We start from the raw sequence: 16,001 nt of genomic DNA on the forward strand, positions 1-16,001 counted from the left end.
TGATCACGATCCTCGTCCGGAACCGCGCGGCCGGGCAAGCGAATTAGGCCGTGGATCACCAGGGGCGGGTCACGTCCACTCCTCGGCGGCGGCGCGCTTCTGCCGGCCGGAGAAGACCCCGGCCGACCGGAGCGCGCTCGCCGTCAAGGGGTCCTCGACGACGACGCCGTGGACGAGTTCGGGGGTGCGCCGGAACGGCGCGGCCTCCGTGACGTCCGGGCGCGGCGCGGTCCAGGTGCTCGCCACCGGATCGACGCGATGGCGGGCGCACACCTGCTCCACCAGGGAGCGTGGGCATTCCCGCTCGCCCCGCAGCACCTCCCAGGGCAGCGGGAGTTCCGACCAGACCAGGGTGTCGGGATGCAGCCCGCCGCCGCTCCTGCGGTGCCAGTGGGCGACGTCGGCGGCCATCAGCCGCGGCACCTTGCCGGGGCACACCCGGTCCAGGACGGCGTCCTCGCCCAGCGCGGTGAGCAGCGCGAACCAGTGCGCGCGTGCCGTGTTCCACGCCTGCGCCGCCTGGTTCCAAGTCGACGAGTCGTCACCGCGCCGCACGATCATCGTGCCGCGCTCCAACGGGTGCCGGTTCCAGGCGTGTTCCAGCATGTCGGCGACCTGGCGGAGGAACCGGTTCCAGCGCACCAGAAGGCGCGTGAGGTCCTCGTCGGAGACCTGGGCGAGCACCTCGGCCGTCGGACGGACGTGTGCGACCACCTCCCAGCGGGTCCGCTCGGGGGCGTCGCGCAGCTCCTGGAACAGCGCCTCGGCGATCTCGTCGTGGACCCGCCGCTGCGGCCCATTGGTGAAGACACTGCGCATGCCGCCGCGTGCGGTGGTGTACGCCACGAACGCCGCCGTGTGCGGATCGGCGGCGAACGGCTCGTACGGCAGGGTGTGCGCGAAGGCGCTCTTGCCGGTCATCGTCACCTCGCGGCGGCGCTGCTCGTGGAGCAGCCGGGCCAGCTTGGCCTCCATCCGGCGCAGCAGCCGGAACCGCTTGTTGTACTGGCGCTTCGAGAGCTCGCCGAGCCCCGCCGCCGCGCGCTCCGCCCGGTCGAGCCGGTCCAGGCCGAAGTCGTTCTGCCCGTACGTCCGGCCGATCTCCTCGCCCGCCCGCCGGATCACCGCCTCGATCCGCTCCGGATCGTCGCCCGCGCCGTCCGGCAGCTCGGGGACGGAGGCGAACAGGGCCGCCGCCCGGCCGAGTTGGCGCTGGGCGCCGACGGGCCGGGCGAAGTCCTCCCGCAGGGAGGTGTAGCCGTGCCAGAGCCTGCGCAGCGAGTGCGCGGCCGCCTTGTCGAGCGCGGCCAGGGACGACGGGGAGAGGACGACGCCCCCGGCGGCGTGGAGGTCGAGGACCGACTGGGCCACGTCCTCGGGGCGCTTGCGCAGGCCGAGCGAGGTGTGCAGTTCACGGAGCAGGGGTTCGGCCTGGGCAGACGGCATGGTGTCACCTTGTCACCGGGGCCGCCCGTGGCTCCACCGGTTATCCGAAGGCCCGCGCGGTGGAACTACTCGCGGGTACTCATGGGTACTCGCGGGTAGGGGGCGCGGGTTACGCTCTGCCGCGCGTGGCGCGTGATCATGCGGCGCACGCGGGGGAATCAGGGGAAGCAGGGGGAGAGCGTGACGGAACAGCAGCGGGCGGTGGGGGCGGCGGAGTCCGGCGCGGGGCGGGTGGCGCCCGGGACGCCGGTGGCTCCGCGGGCACCCAAGGAGCGGGGGCCGAACGTGGGAGCACAGGTCGGGGCCGCCCTGGCCCTCGGCGCGGTACTCGCGGGCGGCTTCTGGTACATGGCGCACAACGAGCAGGAGGCGGCCGCCGCGCGCGGCCCCGCCGGGTGCCCGGCGGCCACCGCGCCGCCGTCGTCGGGGGCGTACCTCTCCGGTGTCCAGCTCTGCCGACGGCTCAACCGGCCCGACCTGCCGGTGCTGCTCGGCATCCCGGACGCGGTGGCCGACAGCGCTTCGGGCCGTGACGGCAAGGTCGGGGACCGTCCGAGCCCGCACGGCCAGGTGCAGCTCGGCGGGTACACGCTCCAGCTCAACGCCTCGTACGACCGGCTCCCGGTCCGTCAGCTCGGCAAGCTGCTGCCCCGCACCGAGCCCACCACCTTCCAGGGCCGCGCCGCGGTGCTCTACTCCGACCGCACCATCGAGCTGACCTTCGACCTCGGCGGGAAGCACGAGAGCAGGACCGGGCCCGGCGGCATCGCCCGACATCTGCTGGTCGCCAAGGACCCCAAGGACAGCGGCGGTTCGTACGAACTGGTCATCTGGCGCGACGACAAGGTGACGCCCGACGACGCGACGCTCATGAGGGTCGCCCAGCACGTGCTGCCGACGCTGCCGGGGTGGGCCGGTCACTGACGCCGACCGGCCCGCCCTGCTACCGGGGCTTCCCGGACCTTGCGGGCCTTCCGGGCCTCCGGGGTGGGCGGTCAGGCGCGCCGCGCGCCCATGACCGCCCCGAAGGTGCTCGGATCGATGTCGAAGCCGTGCAGGAACGCGCGGAAGGACCACCGGGAGCCCGTCTCGGCCCCGGCCCCGGCCTGGGCGGCGTCCGTGCCGTCGCCGCCCCGCGTGAACTCGGCGATCGTGGCCGCCGTCGCGTCCGCCACGCCCGCCAGATCGTCGACGAGCAGATCGGTGTATCCCTCGCGGACCCGCACGCCGGTCGCCCGTACCTGCCCGAACGTCAGCCGTCCGGCGCCCTGTTGTATGGCGACACCGACCACCACGCGCGCGTAGCGCGCGGCGAGCCGGTCCAGCTCGACGGTCATCGACTCGTCGTAGCCGAAGCCCTGCCCCGTACGGCTGTCCCGGAGCAGGGCGATGGTGCCGTCGGGCGAACGGCTGTCGAAGTGCACCAGATAGTCCGGCGGGCCGTACGGGGCGTCCGCCGTGTAGACCGCCGCCACCAGATCCAGGTCGTGCGCGGCGGCACCGGCCGGGCTGGGGTCCCACCTGAGCGAGACCTCGACCTTGCCGACTCCCTTATTGAGCTCGCTCACGGTGAATCCCCTCTCCCGGTACGGTTTTTGCACCGCCCCTCATGGTGTCATGTGATCAACATGTCATCGGTCGCGGGGGAGAGTCGTATGTGGGGCGGGAAAGAGCTGGATCTGGACGCGTATCTGGCGCGGATCGGGTACGCGGGCACCCTCGCGCCCGATCTCGCGACCCTGCGCGCCGTGCACGCGGCGCATGTCGCCGCGATCCCGTTCGAGAACCTGGACGTGGCCCTCGGCCGCCGGGTACCCCTCGATGTGCCCAGCCTCCAGGCCAAGTTGGTCGGGCGGCGGCGCGGCGGCTACTGCTACGAGCAGAACATCCTGCTCGCCGCCGCCCTGGAGCGGATCGGGTTCACCGTCACCGGCCGTGGCGCCCGCAACCGTACCCGCGGCGACGCCCTCACCCCGATCACCCACGCGCTGCTCGTCGTGACTCTCGACGCGTCGGACGGCCGTGACGCGTCGGACGGCCGTGACGCGCCCGAGCGCGGTGGCGCGCGTGGCGGCGAACAGTGGCTGGTGGACGCCGGGTTCGGCTGGCAGGGGCCGCTGGCGCCGGTCCCGCTGACCGACGGCGCGCGGGTCGACCAGGACGGCTGGGAGTTCGGGGTACGCGTCGAGACGGAGGGCGTCCATGTGCTGAGCACGCGTCGCCCGGAGGGGTGGACCGATCTGTACTCCTTCGCCCCGCACACCCTCCACCCCGTCGACTTCGAGCTGATGAACCACTACAGCTCCAGCCACCCCCGCTCGCGCTTCCTCGGCCAGGTGGTCGCCCAGCGGCTGGGCGCGGCCGTGCGCAGGGCGCTGATCAGGGACGGTCTCACCGAACTGCACCGCGACGGCACCCGTACCGAACGGCGTGTGGGGCCGGAGGAGTTGGCCGGGACGCTGGACCGGATCTTCGGCATCGGACTCGACGCCGAGGAAGTCGCGGGACTGCTCCGGGCGCACCCGGCGGAGGTCTGACGGAGCGTCGCCGTGCCCCGTACCATGGCGCGGTGCTGGTCAAGTGGATTCGCTGCACCGTGGTGGACCGTCGGGGGTTCGAGCGGGGGCAGCGGAAATGGGCGGGGCTGCTCGGTGAGCCGGGATTCCGGGGACAGGGCGGGGGGTGGAGCAGGCGGCGGCCCGATGTCGCCCACATCTTCGGCTTCTGGGAGAGCCGGGCCTTCTACGACTCCTTCATGGCGCGCTCCCACGACCGGCTCGCGTCCGCACAGGCCGGTACCTTCCGCGACACGCAGATCAAACTCTTCGACCACCGCTTCGACGTGAAGACCGGCTTCGAGCCGCGTTTCGCCGACGCGGACGTGGCACGGGTCGCGCACTGCCGGGTGCACGAGGAGCGGGTCGACCACTTCGCCCTGATGCAGGAGAAGGTGTGGAACCCGGCGATGGCCGGATCGCCGGGGATGCTGCGCGGTCTGTTCGGCCAGGCGCCGGGGAACGAGTTCCTGGTCCTGTCGATGTGGAAGTCGGCGGCCGAGCACGGCAAGTACCGGGTCGAGCGGATCGAGCGCCTCGGGCTGCGCGCCCAGACGGAGGCGGACGTCGCCGCGATGACGGGCGACGTGGTGGACCTGGAAGCCGCCTGGACCGTGTGAGACGGCGGCGGGTGCCGTGTGCGGCCCGACCGGGTGTCGGGTGTCGGGTGGCGGTTGCGGGCGTGGCGGGTGCGGGGTGCCGGGTGCCGGGTGCCGGGTGCCGGGTGCGCCGACGGCCGGTGGGTGGGTGTCGGTGCCTGCGGGGCCTCAGCCCGCTGACGTACCCCGGATGGACGGTACGACCAGGCTCGGCTGAGCCGTCCGGCGGACGGCCGTCTAGGGTCGAGCCATGGCACGACCGCGGCGCATAGTCCTCGTACGGCACGGCGAGTCCGAGGGCAATGTCGATGACACGGTGTACGAGCGCGAGCCCGACCACGCGCTCAGGCTCACCGAGCACGGACAGCGCCAGGCGGCGGCGACCGGCGGGAAGCTGCGCGACCTGTTCGGGAACGAGCAGGTCAGCGTCTATGTCTCGCCCTATCGGAGGACCCACGAGACGCTCCGGGAGTTCCGTCTCGACCCCACCCTGGTCCGGGTCCGCGAGGAGCCCCGACTGCGTGAGCAGGACTGGGGGAACTGGCAGGAGCGCGAGGACGTCCGGCTGCAGAAGGCGTACCGCGACGCCTACGGCCACTTCTTCTACCGCTTCGCCCAGGGGGAGTCCGGCGCCGATGTCTACGACCGGGTCGGCGCCTTCCTGGAAAGCCTCTACCGCAGCTTCGAGGCCCCCGACCACCCGCCCAACGTGCTCCTGGTGACCCACGGCCTGACCATGCGCCTCTTCTGCATGCGCTGGTTCCACTGGACGGTCGCCGAATTCGAATCGCTGTCCAACCCCGACAACGCGGAAACCCGGGTCCTGCTGCTCGACGCCGACGGCAAGTACCGCCTCGACCGCCCCTTCGAACGCTGGCGTACCCCGGAACCGTACGGCCCCACCGGTTAGAGTGGCTGAGCGATGACCGCTGACTCCTCTCTCCACGGGCGCTTCGACCGCGCCCTGGCCAGCCTGCGCGGACTGGCCGTGGGAGACGCCCTGGGCTCCCAGTTCTTCGTCCCCGACAACTACCCCCTGCTGAAGCGACGGGAACTCCCGTCCGGTCCTTGGCAGTGGACCGACGACACCGAGATGGCCTGCTCCGTGCTGGCCGTGCTCGTCTCGCACGGGCGGATCGACCAGGACGCCCTGGCCGACTCCTTCGCCCGGCACCACGACTTCGACCGCGGCTACGGCCCCGCGGTCAACCGGATGCTCCGGCTCGTCCGCGAGGGCGGCGACTGGCGGCAGCTCGCCGCCGAGCTGTTCAGCGGACAGGGCTCCTGGGGCAACGGCGCCGCCATGCGGATCGCCCCGCTCGGCGCCTGGTACGCCGACGATCCGGAACAGGCCACCCACCAGGCCGAGATCTCCGCCTACACCACCCACCAGCACCGCGAGGCGGTGGCCGGCACGATGGCCGTCGCCGCCGCGGCGGCCCTGGCCGCGAACCCGGCGGGACCGCCGAGCCCCGGCGCCCTTCTCGACGGGGTCGTCGCGCTCGTGCCGCGCAGCGCGGTCGGCGCCGGGCTGCGCCGGGCCCGCGACATGCTCGACTACGACGACGCCGGCACGGTCGCGGCCGTCCTCGGCAGCGGCCGTCGGACCAGCGCGCACGACACCGTGCCCTTCGCGCTGTGGTCCGCCGCCCGGGCGCTCGACGACTTCGAGCGCACCTTCTGGACCACGGCGGGGGTCGGTGGCGACGTCGACACGACCTGCGCCATCGCCTGCGGCGTGGTCGCCGCGGGGACGGCGGGCGCGCCGCCCGCCGAGTGGCGCGAGCGGACCGAGGCCCTGCCCGACTGGGTGCCGGTGGCGGCCGCGTCCTAGCGACGCGGGTCTCCGGGTACGGGGGACTCCCGCACGCGACCGTGCGTGCGGGGTGCGCGCGCGGTGCCCGGCGGGGGAGTGTCACGGTCCTGCCACAGGCGGGCCGGGGAGCGTGCGGGGCGGGTTCCGTCCGGCGGAAGCGCCGTTACAGTCGGCCCTTCGCAGCGCTGATCATGTCCGCAGCGCGCCGTCGAGGAACCCGGAACCCCGCCGCACGGCCACCTGGTGTGGCCCCGCTCGCGGCTGGGCCGGGCGGGAGGGGGTCCCGTGACAGACACACCGTCCGCCGAGCCGCCGAAGGGCACTCCGCAGCAGGCCCAGCAGGCCCAGCAGGCCCAGCAGGCTCAAGGGGCTCAGGGGGGACAGAAAGAGGCGCGGGAGGCCGCGCAGAGCCCGCCGTCGGACCGGCCATCCGCCGCCGCGGGCGCGGCAACGGGCGGTATACCCGGGGGCGCGCCACGGCCCGGCGCGCCCGCCCCGTCCCCCGTGCCGGGCCGGACGACGGGAGCCGCACCGGGGGCGTACGCCCCGTACGGCGCCCACCCGGCCTGGGCCCCGCCCCGGAAGCCGACGCCCAGCCCGCTCAGGCCACCGGCTCCGGCCCGCCCCACCGCGGCCACCCTCTGGGCGATCCTCGCGACCGCCGTGCTCGCCTCCCTGCTGTTCACCGGCGGTGCGGGCCTGAACCTGCTCCTGGTCGCCGTCCCCGCGACCCTCGCCGGAGCCTTCGCCGCCCGCGCGGCCGGGCGGCGGCTTCGCCCCTGGACCCTGGTCTGGGCGCTCGGCGGGGCCGCGCTGCTCCTGGTGCCCGCGCTCAGCGACGCGGGCTGGCCGACCTTCCTCGCGGTCCTCACCACCCTCGGTCTCACCGGCTACGCCCTGCACGGCGGCCGCGGCTGGCCCAGCGTGCTGTTCGCCCCGATCGGGCTCTTCGACTCGATGGGCGGCGGCCTGCCCTGGGTCTGGGGCGGGCTGCGTGAGCGGGCCTCCGGTTCGCAGAGCCGGTGGGGTCCTGTCCTGCGGACCGTCCTGATCGCCGTCGTGCTCCTCGTGGTCTTCGGCGCCCTGTTCGCCGGGGCCGACGCGGCCTTCGCCGACCTGCTCGGCTCCCTGATGCCGGACGTGTCGGTCGACCAGGCGCCCTGGCGGCTGCTCTGCCTGCTGCTCGGCCTGTTCGGCGCGGTCGCCGTCGCCCGTACGGCCGCGGCCCCGCTGCGCTGGGACCGGCTGTCCTTCCCGCCCGGCAAGCCCCGTGGCCGCCTGGAGTGGGCCCTGCCGCTGATCGTCCTGAATCTCCTCTTCGCCGCCTTCAACGTCATCCAGCTGACCGTGCTGTTCGGCGGCTACGACAAGGTGCTCAGCGAGACCGGGCTCACCTACTCCGCCTATGCCCGCCAGGGGTTCTGGCAACTGCTCACCGCCACCCTGCTCACCCTCGTGGTGATCGGCCTCGCTCTGCGCTGGGCGCCCCGCGGTGACGCCGCCGCCCGTCGGCTGGTCCGCGCCGTGCTCGGCACCCTGTGCGTGCTCACCCTGGTCGTCGTCGCCTCGGCCCTGCGCCGGATGGATCTGTACGTCGACGCCTACGGGCTCACCCGGCTGCGCATCTCGGTCGCCGCCATGGAGATCTGGCTCGGTGTCGCCATCGTGCTGATCATGGCGGCCGGGATCTGGGGTGCCCGGCTGCTGCCCCGCGCGTTGGCCGCCAGCGCTGCCGGGTTCGTGCTCGTCTTCGGCCTGATCCGGCCGGACGCGGTGATCGCCCAGCAGAACGTCGACCGCTACGAGCGCCTGCACAAGATCGACGTCCGCTATCTGTCCGGGCTCTCCGCCGACGCCGTACCCGCCCTCGACCTGCTGCCCGACTCGCTCCGGCACTGCGCCCTGGGGCCGATCGCCGAACGCCTCGACGACGAGGGCGACCAGCCCTGGTACGCCCTCAGCCTCGCCGAGTCCCGGGCCAGGGACATCCTCGCCGCCCGGCCCGCGCACGCGTCCGGCCGGTGCCCCGGCGCGAGCCGGGAGGAGGACGGCTACGACCCGAACGCCGACCCGTACGGCCTGGGCGATCCGTACGGGACGACGGACCCGTACAACCCCTAGGGCGTGTTGCGAAAGTCCCGCCTGCCCCGCGACGCCTGGCACGCGCGCTCGCTGCGTTGTCGGGATCGTCCGAGTACGCCCGGTACGAGGACGACCCTCCGCCTTGCGATCGCACGCACCAGACGCCGCGGGGCCCGCCCTTCGGGCGGACGGCGCTACTTTCGCAACACGCCCTAGCCGGGACTCCGGCCGCCTCCCGCGGCGCGATGGGGCCACGGGAGGCGGCCGGGACGGGCCCAGGACCGGTCCGGCCGGCCGTCAGGCGACCGGGCCCGCGGCCTCCGCCTTGCCCGCGAGGGCTTCCAGATCGCTCTTGCGGACCCGGATCACGGCCACCGCCGTGACCAGCGCGACCAGCACCATCGCGACGGCCGCGACGAACGCCGTCGATATGCCGGCCGTCAGGATCTCGTGCGACCACGGGGCGGGCAGCTGCTGTTCCTTGAGGAAGTCCGCCTTCTGGGCGTCGGTGGCGTGCGCCATGAAGTCGGCCGCCTGCCGCTTCCCCTCGTCCCTGCTCGCGGTGCCGAAGACCGTGACCAGGATGGAGAGCCCGAGCGAACCGCCCACCTGCTGCATCGCGTTGAGCAGGCCCGACGCGGCACCGGCCTCGTGCGGGGCGACCCCGGAGACCGCGGTCAGGGTGAGGGTCACGAAGTTCAGGCCCATGCCGAAGCCGAAGGTGACCATCGGTCCGAGGACTCCGCTCACGTACGAGCTGTCGGAGGAGATGAAGGTCAGCCAGAACAGTCCGGTCCCGGTGACCGCGGCGCCGGTCACCATGAACGGCTTCGGCCCGAGCACCGGCAGGAACCGCTGGGCGAGCGCCGCGCCGGTGCCGATGGCGAGGGTCACCGGGAGGAAGGCGAACCCGGCCCGGATCGGGCTGTAGCCGAGCACGTTCTGCACGAAGAGGACGATGAAGAAGAACATGCCGAACATGGCGGCGGCCAGGCTGAGCATGATCACGTAGGTGCCGGAGCGGTTGCGGTCGGCGAACATCCGCAGCGGCGTGATCGGTTCCCTGGCCCGCGACTCGACGACGGCGAACGCGCCCAGGAGCAGCACGGCGGAGATGAACGAGCCGATGGTGAGCGCGTCCTTCCAGCCCTCCTCCGACGCCCGGATGAAGCCGTACACGAGGGCGGCCATGCCGAGGGTGGAGGAGAACGCGCCCGCCAGGTCGAAGCGGCCGGGGTGGCGCTCGGACTCGCTGATGAAGCGCGGGGTGAGGAAGGCGATGAGCAGACCGATCGGCACGTTCACGAACAGCACCCAGCGCCAGTCAAGCCACTCGGTGAGCATGCCGCCGGCCAGCAGCCCGATCGCGCCGCCGCCCGCCGACACGGCCGCGAAGACGCCGAACGCCCGGTTGCGCTCGGGGCCTTCGGGGAACGTCGTGGTGATCAGCGCGAGCGAGGTCGGCGAGGCGATCGCGCCGCCGACGCCCTGGAGGGCGCGCGCGGCGAGGAGTTGCCAGGGCTCCTGCGCGAAGCCGCCGAGCAGGGAAGCCGCGGTGAAGACCAGGATGCCGGTGAGGAACACCCGGCGGCGGCCGAGGATGTCCCCGGCCCGGCCGCCCAGCAGGAGCAGCCCGCCGAACGTGAGGGTGTAGGCGCTGAGCACCCAGGACAGGTCGGTGGTGGAGAAGGACAGCGCGTCCTGGATGTGCGGGAGCGCGATGTTCACGATGGTGGCGTCCAGGACGACCATCAACTGGCAGGCGGCGATGACGGCGAGGGCGATGCCCGGCCGGTTCGGGTACCGGGCGGCACCGGCAGCGGTGCCACGGTCTGGTGCGGTCCGTTTGTCCACGGACGATGTTGTCACTGTGAATCCCCCACGGAAGAATGAGTGAACGCACCCGTTCACTGTGTCCACGGTAGTGACTCCCCCTCAGGGAACGCAAGCGTTCACTGGGCGCTTCCGGGGCGAGGTGGGGGGTGAACGTTTCGCCACCTAAGGAGGACCCCCTAGGGGTCCCAACAGAGAGGTATCGATGGTTACTTCGCACTCCGAGGCCGCCGCTCGGCCACAGGGGGCGGCGGCGCCGCGACGACGCGGCGCGGTGCTCGAACGGGCCATTCTGGAGGCCGCGCTCGAACAGCTGAGCACCGTCGGCTGGAACGGCCTGACGATGGAAGCGGTCGCGATCGGCGCCCAGACCGGCAAGGCCGCCGTCTATCGCCGGTGGCCCTCCAAGGTCGACCTGGTCGCCGACGCGCTCAGGACCGGATTCCCCGCCCTCGAATACGCCCCCGACCACGGTGGCGTCCGCGAGGACCTGTACCAGCTGTGCCTGCGGGTGCGCGCCGCGATGTACTCCAAGCCCGGTTTCGCGCTGCGCGCCGTCCTTCACGAATGCGACCACGACTCCGCCGACCGCTTCCACGAGCTGATCTTCAGCGGAGTGATCGAACCCTCGCAGCGGCTGCTGCGGGAAGTGATCGAGCGGGGGATCGCACGCGGCGAGGTACGCCAGGACGCGGCCCACGAGCTCGTCTGCGACGTCATCCCGGCGATGATGATGTACCGCTCCAAGGTGTGCGCCAGCGAATGGACCGACGCCGAGCTGGCCGAGATGATCGACCGCGTGATGATGCCCCTGCTGCGTCCCTGAGCGGTGCCGGACGAGGCCCGGCGGCTCCCCGCGCCGGTGCCCGGAGGGATCCGGGTACCGGCGGAGGTCCCGGGCGGCGTAACCTGTCACCGCCATGCCGTACGAACCTCCCACCCACAGCGTCGAGCGATCGATCAGAGCCACCACCGGAGCCAAGGTCGTCGCCGGGATCGACGAGGTCGGACGCGGAGCATGGGCCGGTCCCGTCACCGTCTGCGCCGCGATCACCGGCCTGCGCCGCCCGCCCGCCGGACTCACCGACTCCAAGCTGCTCACACCCAAGCGCCGCACCGAGCTGGCCGCCGAGCTGGAGACCTGGGTCACGGCCTACGCGCTCGGCGACGCCTCACCCGCCGAGATAGACGAACTCGGCATGACCGCCGCGCTCCGGCTCGCCGCGATCCGCGCCCTCGAAGGGCTGCCGGTCCGTCCCGACGCGGTGATCCTCGACGGCAAGCACGACTACCTCGGCGGCCCCTGGCAGGTCCGCACGGTGATCAAGGGCGACCAGTCCTGCGTCTCCGTCGCCGCCGCCTCCGTGATCGCCAAGGTGCGCCGCGACGCGCTCATGGGCGAGCTCGGCGGGGAGACCGAGGAGTACGCCCCGTACGCCTTCGGTGCCAACGCGGGCTACCCTTCGCCCGTCCACAAGGCGGCGCTCGAAGAGCTGGGCCCGACCCCGTACCACCGGCTCTCCTGGGCCTACCTCGACGCGATGCCGCGCTGGCGGCACCTCAAGAAGGTGCGTCTGTCGGCCGAGGCCGCCGCTCTCGAAGGCGGGGGTCAACTCGGCTTCGACTTCTGATACTTCCGGTTGCCGACTTCAGGCATCTTCGGCGGGCTCCTTGGGAAGCCTGTCCGCAGAGCTGTGCCGGTAGCCGGGGCGCGCCTGTGCGCCCACCCGCCCGAGCCCGGTGCGACGGCGTTTGATAGACAACCACCCATGCCTCTCATCCCCGAGGAGCCTCAGATTCACGAGAGTGCCCAGGGTCCCCGCGCGACCGCGGCCGCCGGCCGCCCCGTGCCGACCCCTCGACCCGTACCCGGCCCGCGCACCGCGTCCTCGCCGCGCCCCGGTCGTCCCGGCCCCGGCCCGGCCAGGCCCGCACCGCCGGTGCCGCGCCCGCCCGTGGCCGTACCGGCCGCCCCTTCCGCGGGACCGGCTTCCGCCGACCCTGCGGAGAATCGTTCCGGCGCTGGCTCAGGCCAGGCCGCCCGACCGCAGGTCCAACTGATCCCCGCGCCCGCCGACGGTGCCGTCGACGCCGCCGAGGAAGCGGTGGACCTGCTCCTGGAGACCGGCCGCGCCCCCGGCGACGTGCTGGTCCTGACCACCGGCGAGCAGCACCCCTGGGCGGCGCACGAGCTGTCCTTCGGTGAAGCCGCCTACTGGGCCCAGCTCGACGCCCGCGAGGACGTGTTCTTCGCGGACGTCACCGCTCTGGACCGTGCCGTCGCCCGCCCGGTCGTGGTCGTCGCCGTGAACGGCGGCGACGACGCCGAACTGGCCCGGCGCCTTCCGGAGGCGCTCGGCAAGGCGACCGCCCTGCTGATCGTCTGCGGTGACCAGCAGCGGGTCAACGGCGCGCTCGGCGCCGGAGTCTGACCGGTCCGTCCGGTCGTTTCGCGCTCCCCGGCCGTCCTCGTGGCGGCCGGGCGGACGTGTTTCCCGGCTCGGGGCCGCCCGGCGGGCCGCCGTCCGCGCCCCGGGCGCGGGGCGCGCTCAGCGCGCGGCGGCCCGGCGTAGGGCCTCGGGGGCGCCGCTCGCGCTGCGCGGCATCAGCCGGTCGAGCACCGGGTCCTCGCCCAGCGGCGCCGGTATCGAGTCGGAACTGGGCCTGCGCCCGCCCCGGCCCTCCCCGAGCACCTGCCAGCCGCCGCCGGTCAGCGTGATGTACGCCCCGCAGCGCAGCCCGTGCAGGGTGCAGGCGTCACGGAGCCCCCACATCCAGGCGCCGTCCTCCTCGGTCCAGCGCTCGTCGCCGTCCCGGCAGTAGAGCAGCACCGCCGTGCGGACCGGGGTGCGGCGGCGCAGATCGTGCGGGACGACCCGGCGCAGATGGGCGAGCAGGGCGTTGCGGAATTCCCAGCCGTCCGCAAGGGTGGGGCGGCGGGTGAACGACGCGCTCGCCGTGAGCCGCTCCTCGTGGTCGAGGACGGCGACGACGGCGGTCGCGGGCGTCGGCCGGTGCCGGGAGTGCAGACCACTGACGACATCGCGGGGATTGCGCAGCAGCGGGATCCCGGCCGCGCTCCACTCGGCCGGTTCGAGCATCCGAGCGAGGCGGCTGGCGGACCCGGACGACGACTTGACCGGAGCGGGTCCGGACGGAGCGAATCCGAGGGTCACGATCCTCCCTTCGGATACGCGCCCGCTGGGCGGGCCGGGGGTGGGACGAGGGGTGCACGACGGCGCGGTCGAAGGACCACGTCGGGGCGTGCGGGGTGGATGCCCAATTGTTCCCTGGCCCGAGCGCGGGCGGCAACGAGCAAATGGCGCCGCTGACTGGAATCGACCGGTATGCCTGTCATATCCCTGCCCAGTTACCCATTGTTCACGCTCTGTTTTGCCCCCGGACAGTGTGTGCGGGCTCAGGGAGGTGCGTGAAGGGGGCGAAGTGGCCGATTGTCAGTGGCATCGGGTTGCATGGGACCCATGGACACCCTGGACCTGCGCACCGAAGCCGACACCGTTCTCGCCGAGCTGGTCGGCGACCCCGGAGGCTCCGCGCGACTGCGCGAGGACCAGTGGCAGGCGGTCTTCGCCCTGGTCGAGGAGCGGCGCCGGGCCCTGGTGGTGCAGCGCACCGGCTGGGGCAAGTCCGCCGTCTACTTCGTGGCCACCGCCCTGCTGCGGCGCCGCGGCGCCGGTCCCACGGTGATCGTCTCCCCGCTGCTCGCCCTCATGCGCAACCAGGTGGAGGCCGCCGAGCGGGCCGGGATCCGGGCCCGCACGATCAACTCCGCCAACCCGGAGGAGTGGGACGCCATCCACGAGGAGGTCGAGCGCGGCGAGACCGACGTCCTGCTGGTCAGCCCCGAGCGGCTGAACTCCGTCGACTTCCGGGAGCGGATGCTGCCCGAGCTGGCCGCCACCACCGGACTCCTCGTGGTCGACGAGGCCCACTGCATCTCCGACTGGGGCCACGACTTCCGCCCGGACTACCGGCGGCTGCGTTCGATGCTCGCCGACCTGCGCCCGGGCGTCCCGGTGCTCGCCACGACCGCCACCGCCAACTCCCGGGTCACCGCCGACGTGGCCGAACAGCTCGGCACCGGGGCGGGAGAGGCCCTGGTGTTGCGCGGCACCCTGGAGCGGGAGAGCCTGCGGCTCGGCGTGGTGCGCCTGCCCGACGCCGCGCACCGGCTGGCCTGGCTGGCCGAGCACCTCGACGAGCTGCCGGGCTCCGGCATCGTCTACACCCTGACCGTGGCGGCCGCCGAGGAGGCCACCGCCTATCTCCGCCAGCGCGGTTTCGCCGTCGCCTCCTACACCGGCCGCACCGAGAACGCCGACCGGCTGCAGGCCGAGGCCGACCTGCTCGGGAACCGGGTGAAGGCGCTCATCGCCACCTCCGCCCTCGGCATGGGCTTCGACAAGCCCGACCTCGGCTTCGTGCTGCACCTCGGCTCGCCCTCCTCCCCGATCGCCTACTACCAGCAGGTCGGCCGCGCGGGCCGCGGCGTCGACCACGCCGACGTGCTGCTGCTGCCCGGCAAGGAGGACGAGGCGATCTGGCGCTACTTCGCCGACACCGCCTTCCCGCCCGAGGAGCAGGTGCGGCAGACTCTCGCCGCCCTCGCCGAAGCGGGCCGGCCGCTGTCGGTGCCCGCCCTCGAAGCCGCCGTCGACCTGCGGCGCAGCCGCCTGGAGACCATGCTCAAGGTCCTCGACGTCGACGGCGCCGTCCAGCGCGTCAAGGGCGGCTGGACCGCCACCGGCCAGCCCTGGGTCTACGACGCCGAGCGGTACGCGTGGGTGGCCCGACAGCGGGCCGCCGAGCAGCAGGCCATGCGCGACTACGTGACCGGAACCGGCTGCCGGATGGAGTTCCTGCGCCGCCAGCTCGACGACGAGGGCGCCGTGCCCTGCGGCCGCTGCGACAACTGCGCGGGCCCGTGGGCCGATTCCGCCGTCTCCGCCGAGACCCTGACCACCGCGGCCAAGGAGCTGGACCGCCCGGGCGTCGAGATCGAGCCGCGCCGCATGTGGCCCACCGGCATGCCCGCCCTGGGCGTCGACCTCAAGGGCCGTATCCCGGCGGGCGAGCAGTGCTCCCCGGGCCGCGCCCTCGGCCGCCTCTCCGACATCGGCTGGGGCAACCGGCTGCGCCCGCTGCTCGCCGAGCAGGCCCCGGACGCTCCGGTCCCCGACGAGGTGCTGCGCGCCGCCGTCGCGGTCCTCGCCGACTGGGCCCGAGCCCAGGGCGGCTGGGCCTCCGGCGGTCCCGACGCCCTCGACCGCCCGGTCGGCGTCGTCGCCCTGCCCTCGCTCACCCGCCCGCAGCTGGTCGGCTCCCTCGCCCAGGGCATCGCGAGCATCGGCCGCCTGCCCTTCCTCGGCACTCTGGCGTACGCGACCCCCGACGGCGCCCACGCGGCCCGCCGCAGCAACTCCGCGCAGCGGCTGCGCGCCCTCTCCGGCGCCTTCACCGTCCCCGACGACCTGCTGGCCGCCCTCCAGGACCGGCCGGGCCCGGTCCTGCTCATCGACGACTCCACCGACTCCGGCTGGACCCTCGCCGTCGCCGCCCGCCTGCTGCGCCGCGCGGGCAGCGGCCCGGTGCTCCCGCTGGTGCTCGCCGCGGCGGGCTGAGCCGCCGGTCGGACGGCAGGGCCGACGG

14 protein-coding genes are annotated in these 16,001 nt (G+C 73.6%); 10 read left to right on the forward strand and 4 right to left on the reverse strand.

Translation table 11 applies throughout. The features are described from left to right. Positions 1-69: 69 nt before the first annotated feature. On the reverse strand, positions 70-1,446 hold the full coding sequence (locus ACIPXM_RS06450) for a hypothetical protein (protein ID WP_401652640.1): 1,377 nt from the start codon (positions 1,444-1,446) through the stop codon (positions 70-72). 138 nt (positions 1,447-1,584) lie between these two features. Between ACIPXM_RS06450 and ACIPXM_RS06455 the strand changes: the two genes are divergently transcribed. Beyond that, the gene (locus tag ACIPXM_RS06455; protein WP_401652642.1) at positions 1,585-2,370 is read left to right on the forward strand and encodes a DUF6215 domain-containing protein; all 786 of its coding nucleotides are present in this window, start codon (positions 1,585-1,587) and stop codon (positions 2,368-2,370) included. Positions 2,371-2,441: 71 nt separating this feature from the next. Here ACIPXM_RS06455 and ACIPXM_RS06460 read toward each other — a convergent pair whose 3' ends face one another. Beyond that, positions 2,442-3,014 (reverse strand): TerD family protein, encoded by a 573-nt coding sequence (locus tag ACIPXM_RS06460; protein ID WP_401652644.1) that lies wholly within the window; start codon positions 3,012-3,014, stop codon positions 2,442-2,444. Between the two features lie 87 nt (positions 3,015-3,101). Between ACIPXM_RS06460 and ACIPXM_RS06465 the strand changes: the two genes are divergently transcribed. From ACIPXM_RS06465 to ACIPXM_RS06485, 5 genes are all read left to right on the forward strand, one after another. After that, on the forward strand, positions 3,102-3,983 hold the full coding sequence (locus ACIPXM_RS06465) for an arylamine N-acetyltransferase (RefSeq protein ID WP_401652646.1): 882 nt from the start codon (positions 3,102-3,104) through the stop codon (positions 3,981-3,983). Between the two features lie 32 nt (positions 3,984-4,015). Continuing rightward, positions 4,016-4,621, forward strand: a complete 606-nt coding sequence (locus ACIPXM_RS06470) for a YdbC family protein (RefSeq protein ID WP_401652648.1) — start codon at positions 4,016-4,018, stop codon at positions 4,619-4,621. A gap of 229 nt (positions 4,622-4,850) precedes the next feature. Then, complete coding sequence (locus ACIPXM_RS06475) at positions 4,851-5,510, forward strand: histidine phosphatase family protein (RefSeq protein WP_401652650.1); 660 nt, start codon at positions 4,851-4,853, stop codon at positions 5,508-5,510. A 12-nt stretch (positions 5,511-5,522) separates the two neighbouring features. Further along, positions 5,523-6,434: an ADP-ribosylglycohydrolase family protein gene (locus ACIPXM_RS06480; RefSeq protein WP_401652652.1), complete on the forward strand. Its 912-nt coding sequence runs from the start codon at positions 5,523-5,525 to the stop codon at positions 6,432-6,434. Positions 6,435-6,701: 267 nt separating this feature from the next. Continuing rightward, complete coding sequence (locus ACIPXM_RS06485) at positions 6,702-8,537, forward strand: DUF4173 domain-containing protein (RefSeq protein WP_401652653.1); 1,836 nt, start codon at positions 6,702-6,704, stop codon at positions 8,535-8,537. 258 nt (positions 8,538-8,795) lie between these two features. Here ACIPXM_RS06485 and ACIPXM_RS06490 read toward each other — a convergent pair whose 3' ends face one another. Further along, positions 8,796-10,352, reverse strand: coding sequence for an MFS transporter (locus ACIPXM_RS06490; RefSeq protein WP_401652655.1), 1,557 nt, complete (start codon positions 10,350-10,352; stop codon positions 8,796-8,798). A 184-nt stretch (positions 10,353-10,536) separates the two neighbouring features. On the opposite strand from ACIPXM_RS06490, the gene ACIPXM_RS06495 reads away from it, so the two are divergent. The 3 genes from ACIPXM_RS06495 (at position 10,537) to ACIPXM_RS06505 (ending at position 12,763) form a co-directional block, all read left to right on the forward strand. Beyond that, a complete protein-coding gene (locus tag ACIPXM_RS06495; RefSeq protein WP_401652657.1) occupies positions 10,537-11,157 on the forward strand; it encodes a TetR/AcrR family transcriptional regulator in 621 nt (206 codons plus the stop codon). A gap of 94 nt (positions 11,158-11,251) precedes the next feature. Next, positions 11,252-11,962: a ribonuclease HII gene (locus tag ACIPXM_RS06500; protein ID WP_401652659.1), complete on the forward strand. Its 711-nt coding sequence runs from the start codon at positions 11,252-11,254 to the stop codon at positions 11,960-11,962. A gap of 138 nt (positions 11,963-12,100) precedes the next feature. Continuing rightward, on the forward strand, positions 12,101-12,763 hold the full coding sequence (locus ACIPXM_RS06505; protein ID WP_401652661.1) for a hypothetical protein: 663 nt from the start codon (positions 12,101-12,103) through the stop codon (positions 12,761-12,763). A gap of 117 nt (positions 12,764-12,880) precedes the next feature. On the opposite strand, the gene ACIPXM_RS06510 is transcribed toward ACIPXM_RS06505, so the two are convergent. After that, entirely contained in the window at positions 12,881-13,507 is a 627-nt protein-coding gene (locus ACIPXM_RS06510) for a hypothetical protein (RefSeq protein WP_401652663.1), read from the reverse strand. A gap of 306 nt (positions 13,508-13,813) precedes the next feature. On the opposite strand from ACIPXM_RS06510, the gene ACIPXM_RS06515 reads away from it, so the two are divergent. Beyond that, the gene (locus tag ACIPXM_RS06515) at positions 13,814-15,973 is read left to right on the forward strand and encodes a DEAD/DEAH box helicase (RefSeq protein WP_401652665.1); all 2,160 of its coding nucleotides are present in this window, start codon (positions 13,814-13,816) and stop codon (positions 15,971-15,973) included. Positions 15,974-16,001 lie beyond the last annotated feature (28 nt).

The sequence above is a fragment of the Streptomyces sp. NPDC090025 genome (genome assembly GCF_044748125.1).
Lineage (GTDB): Bacteria > Actinomycetota > Actinomycetes > Streptomycetales > Streptomycetaceae > Streptomyces.

What these genes read in the sequence shown, in the direction of transcription:
- ACIPXM_RS06450 (WP_401652640.1), bottom strand. Translation starts at nt 1,446, where the DNA reads ATGCCGTCTGCCCAGGCCGAACCCCTGCTCCGTGAACTGCACACCTCG.
- ACIPXM_RS06455 (WP_401652642.1), top strand. Translation starts at nt 1,585, where the DNA reads ATGCGGCGCACGCGGGGGAATCAGGGGAAGCAGGGGGAGAGCGTGACG.
- ACIPXM_RS06495 (WP_401652657.1), top strand. Translation starts at nt 10,537, where the DNA reads ATGGTTACTTCGCACTCCGAGGCCGCCGCTCGGCCACAGGGGGCGGCG.
- ACIPXM_RS06480 (WP_401652652.1), top strand. Translation starts at nt 5,523, where the DNA reads ATGACCGCTGACTCCTCTCTCCACGGGCGCTTCGACCGCGCCCTGGCC.
- ACIPXM_RS06500 (WP_401652659.1), top strand. Translation starts at nt 11,252, where the DNA reads ATGCCGTACGAACCTCCCACCCACAGCGTCGAGCGATCGATCAGAGCC.
- ACIPXM_RS06515 (WP_401652665.1), top strand. Translation starts at nt 13,814, where the DNA reads ATGGACACCCTGGACCTGCGCACCGAAGCCGACACCGTTCTCGCCGAG.
- ACIPXM_RS06465 (WP_401652646.1), top strand. Translation starts at nt 3,102, where the DNA reads ATGTGGGGCGGGAAAGAGCTGGATCTGGACGCGTATCTGGCGCGGATC.
- ACIPXM_RS06505 (WP_401652661.1), top strand. Translation starts at nt 12,101, where the DNA reads ATGCCTCTCATCCCCGAGGAGCCTCAGATTCACGAGAGTGCCCAGGGT.
- ACIPXM_RS06475 (WP_401652650.1), top strand. Translation starts at nt 4,851, where the DNA reads ATGGCACGACCGCGGCGCATAGTCCTCGTACGGCACGGCGAGTCCGAG.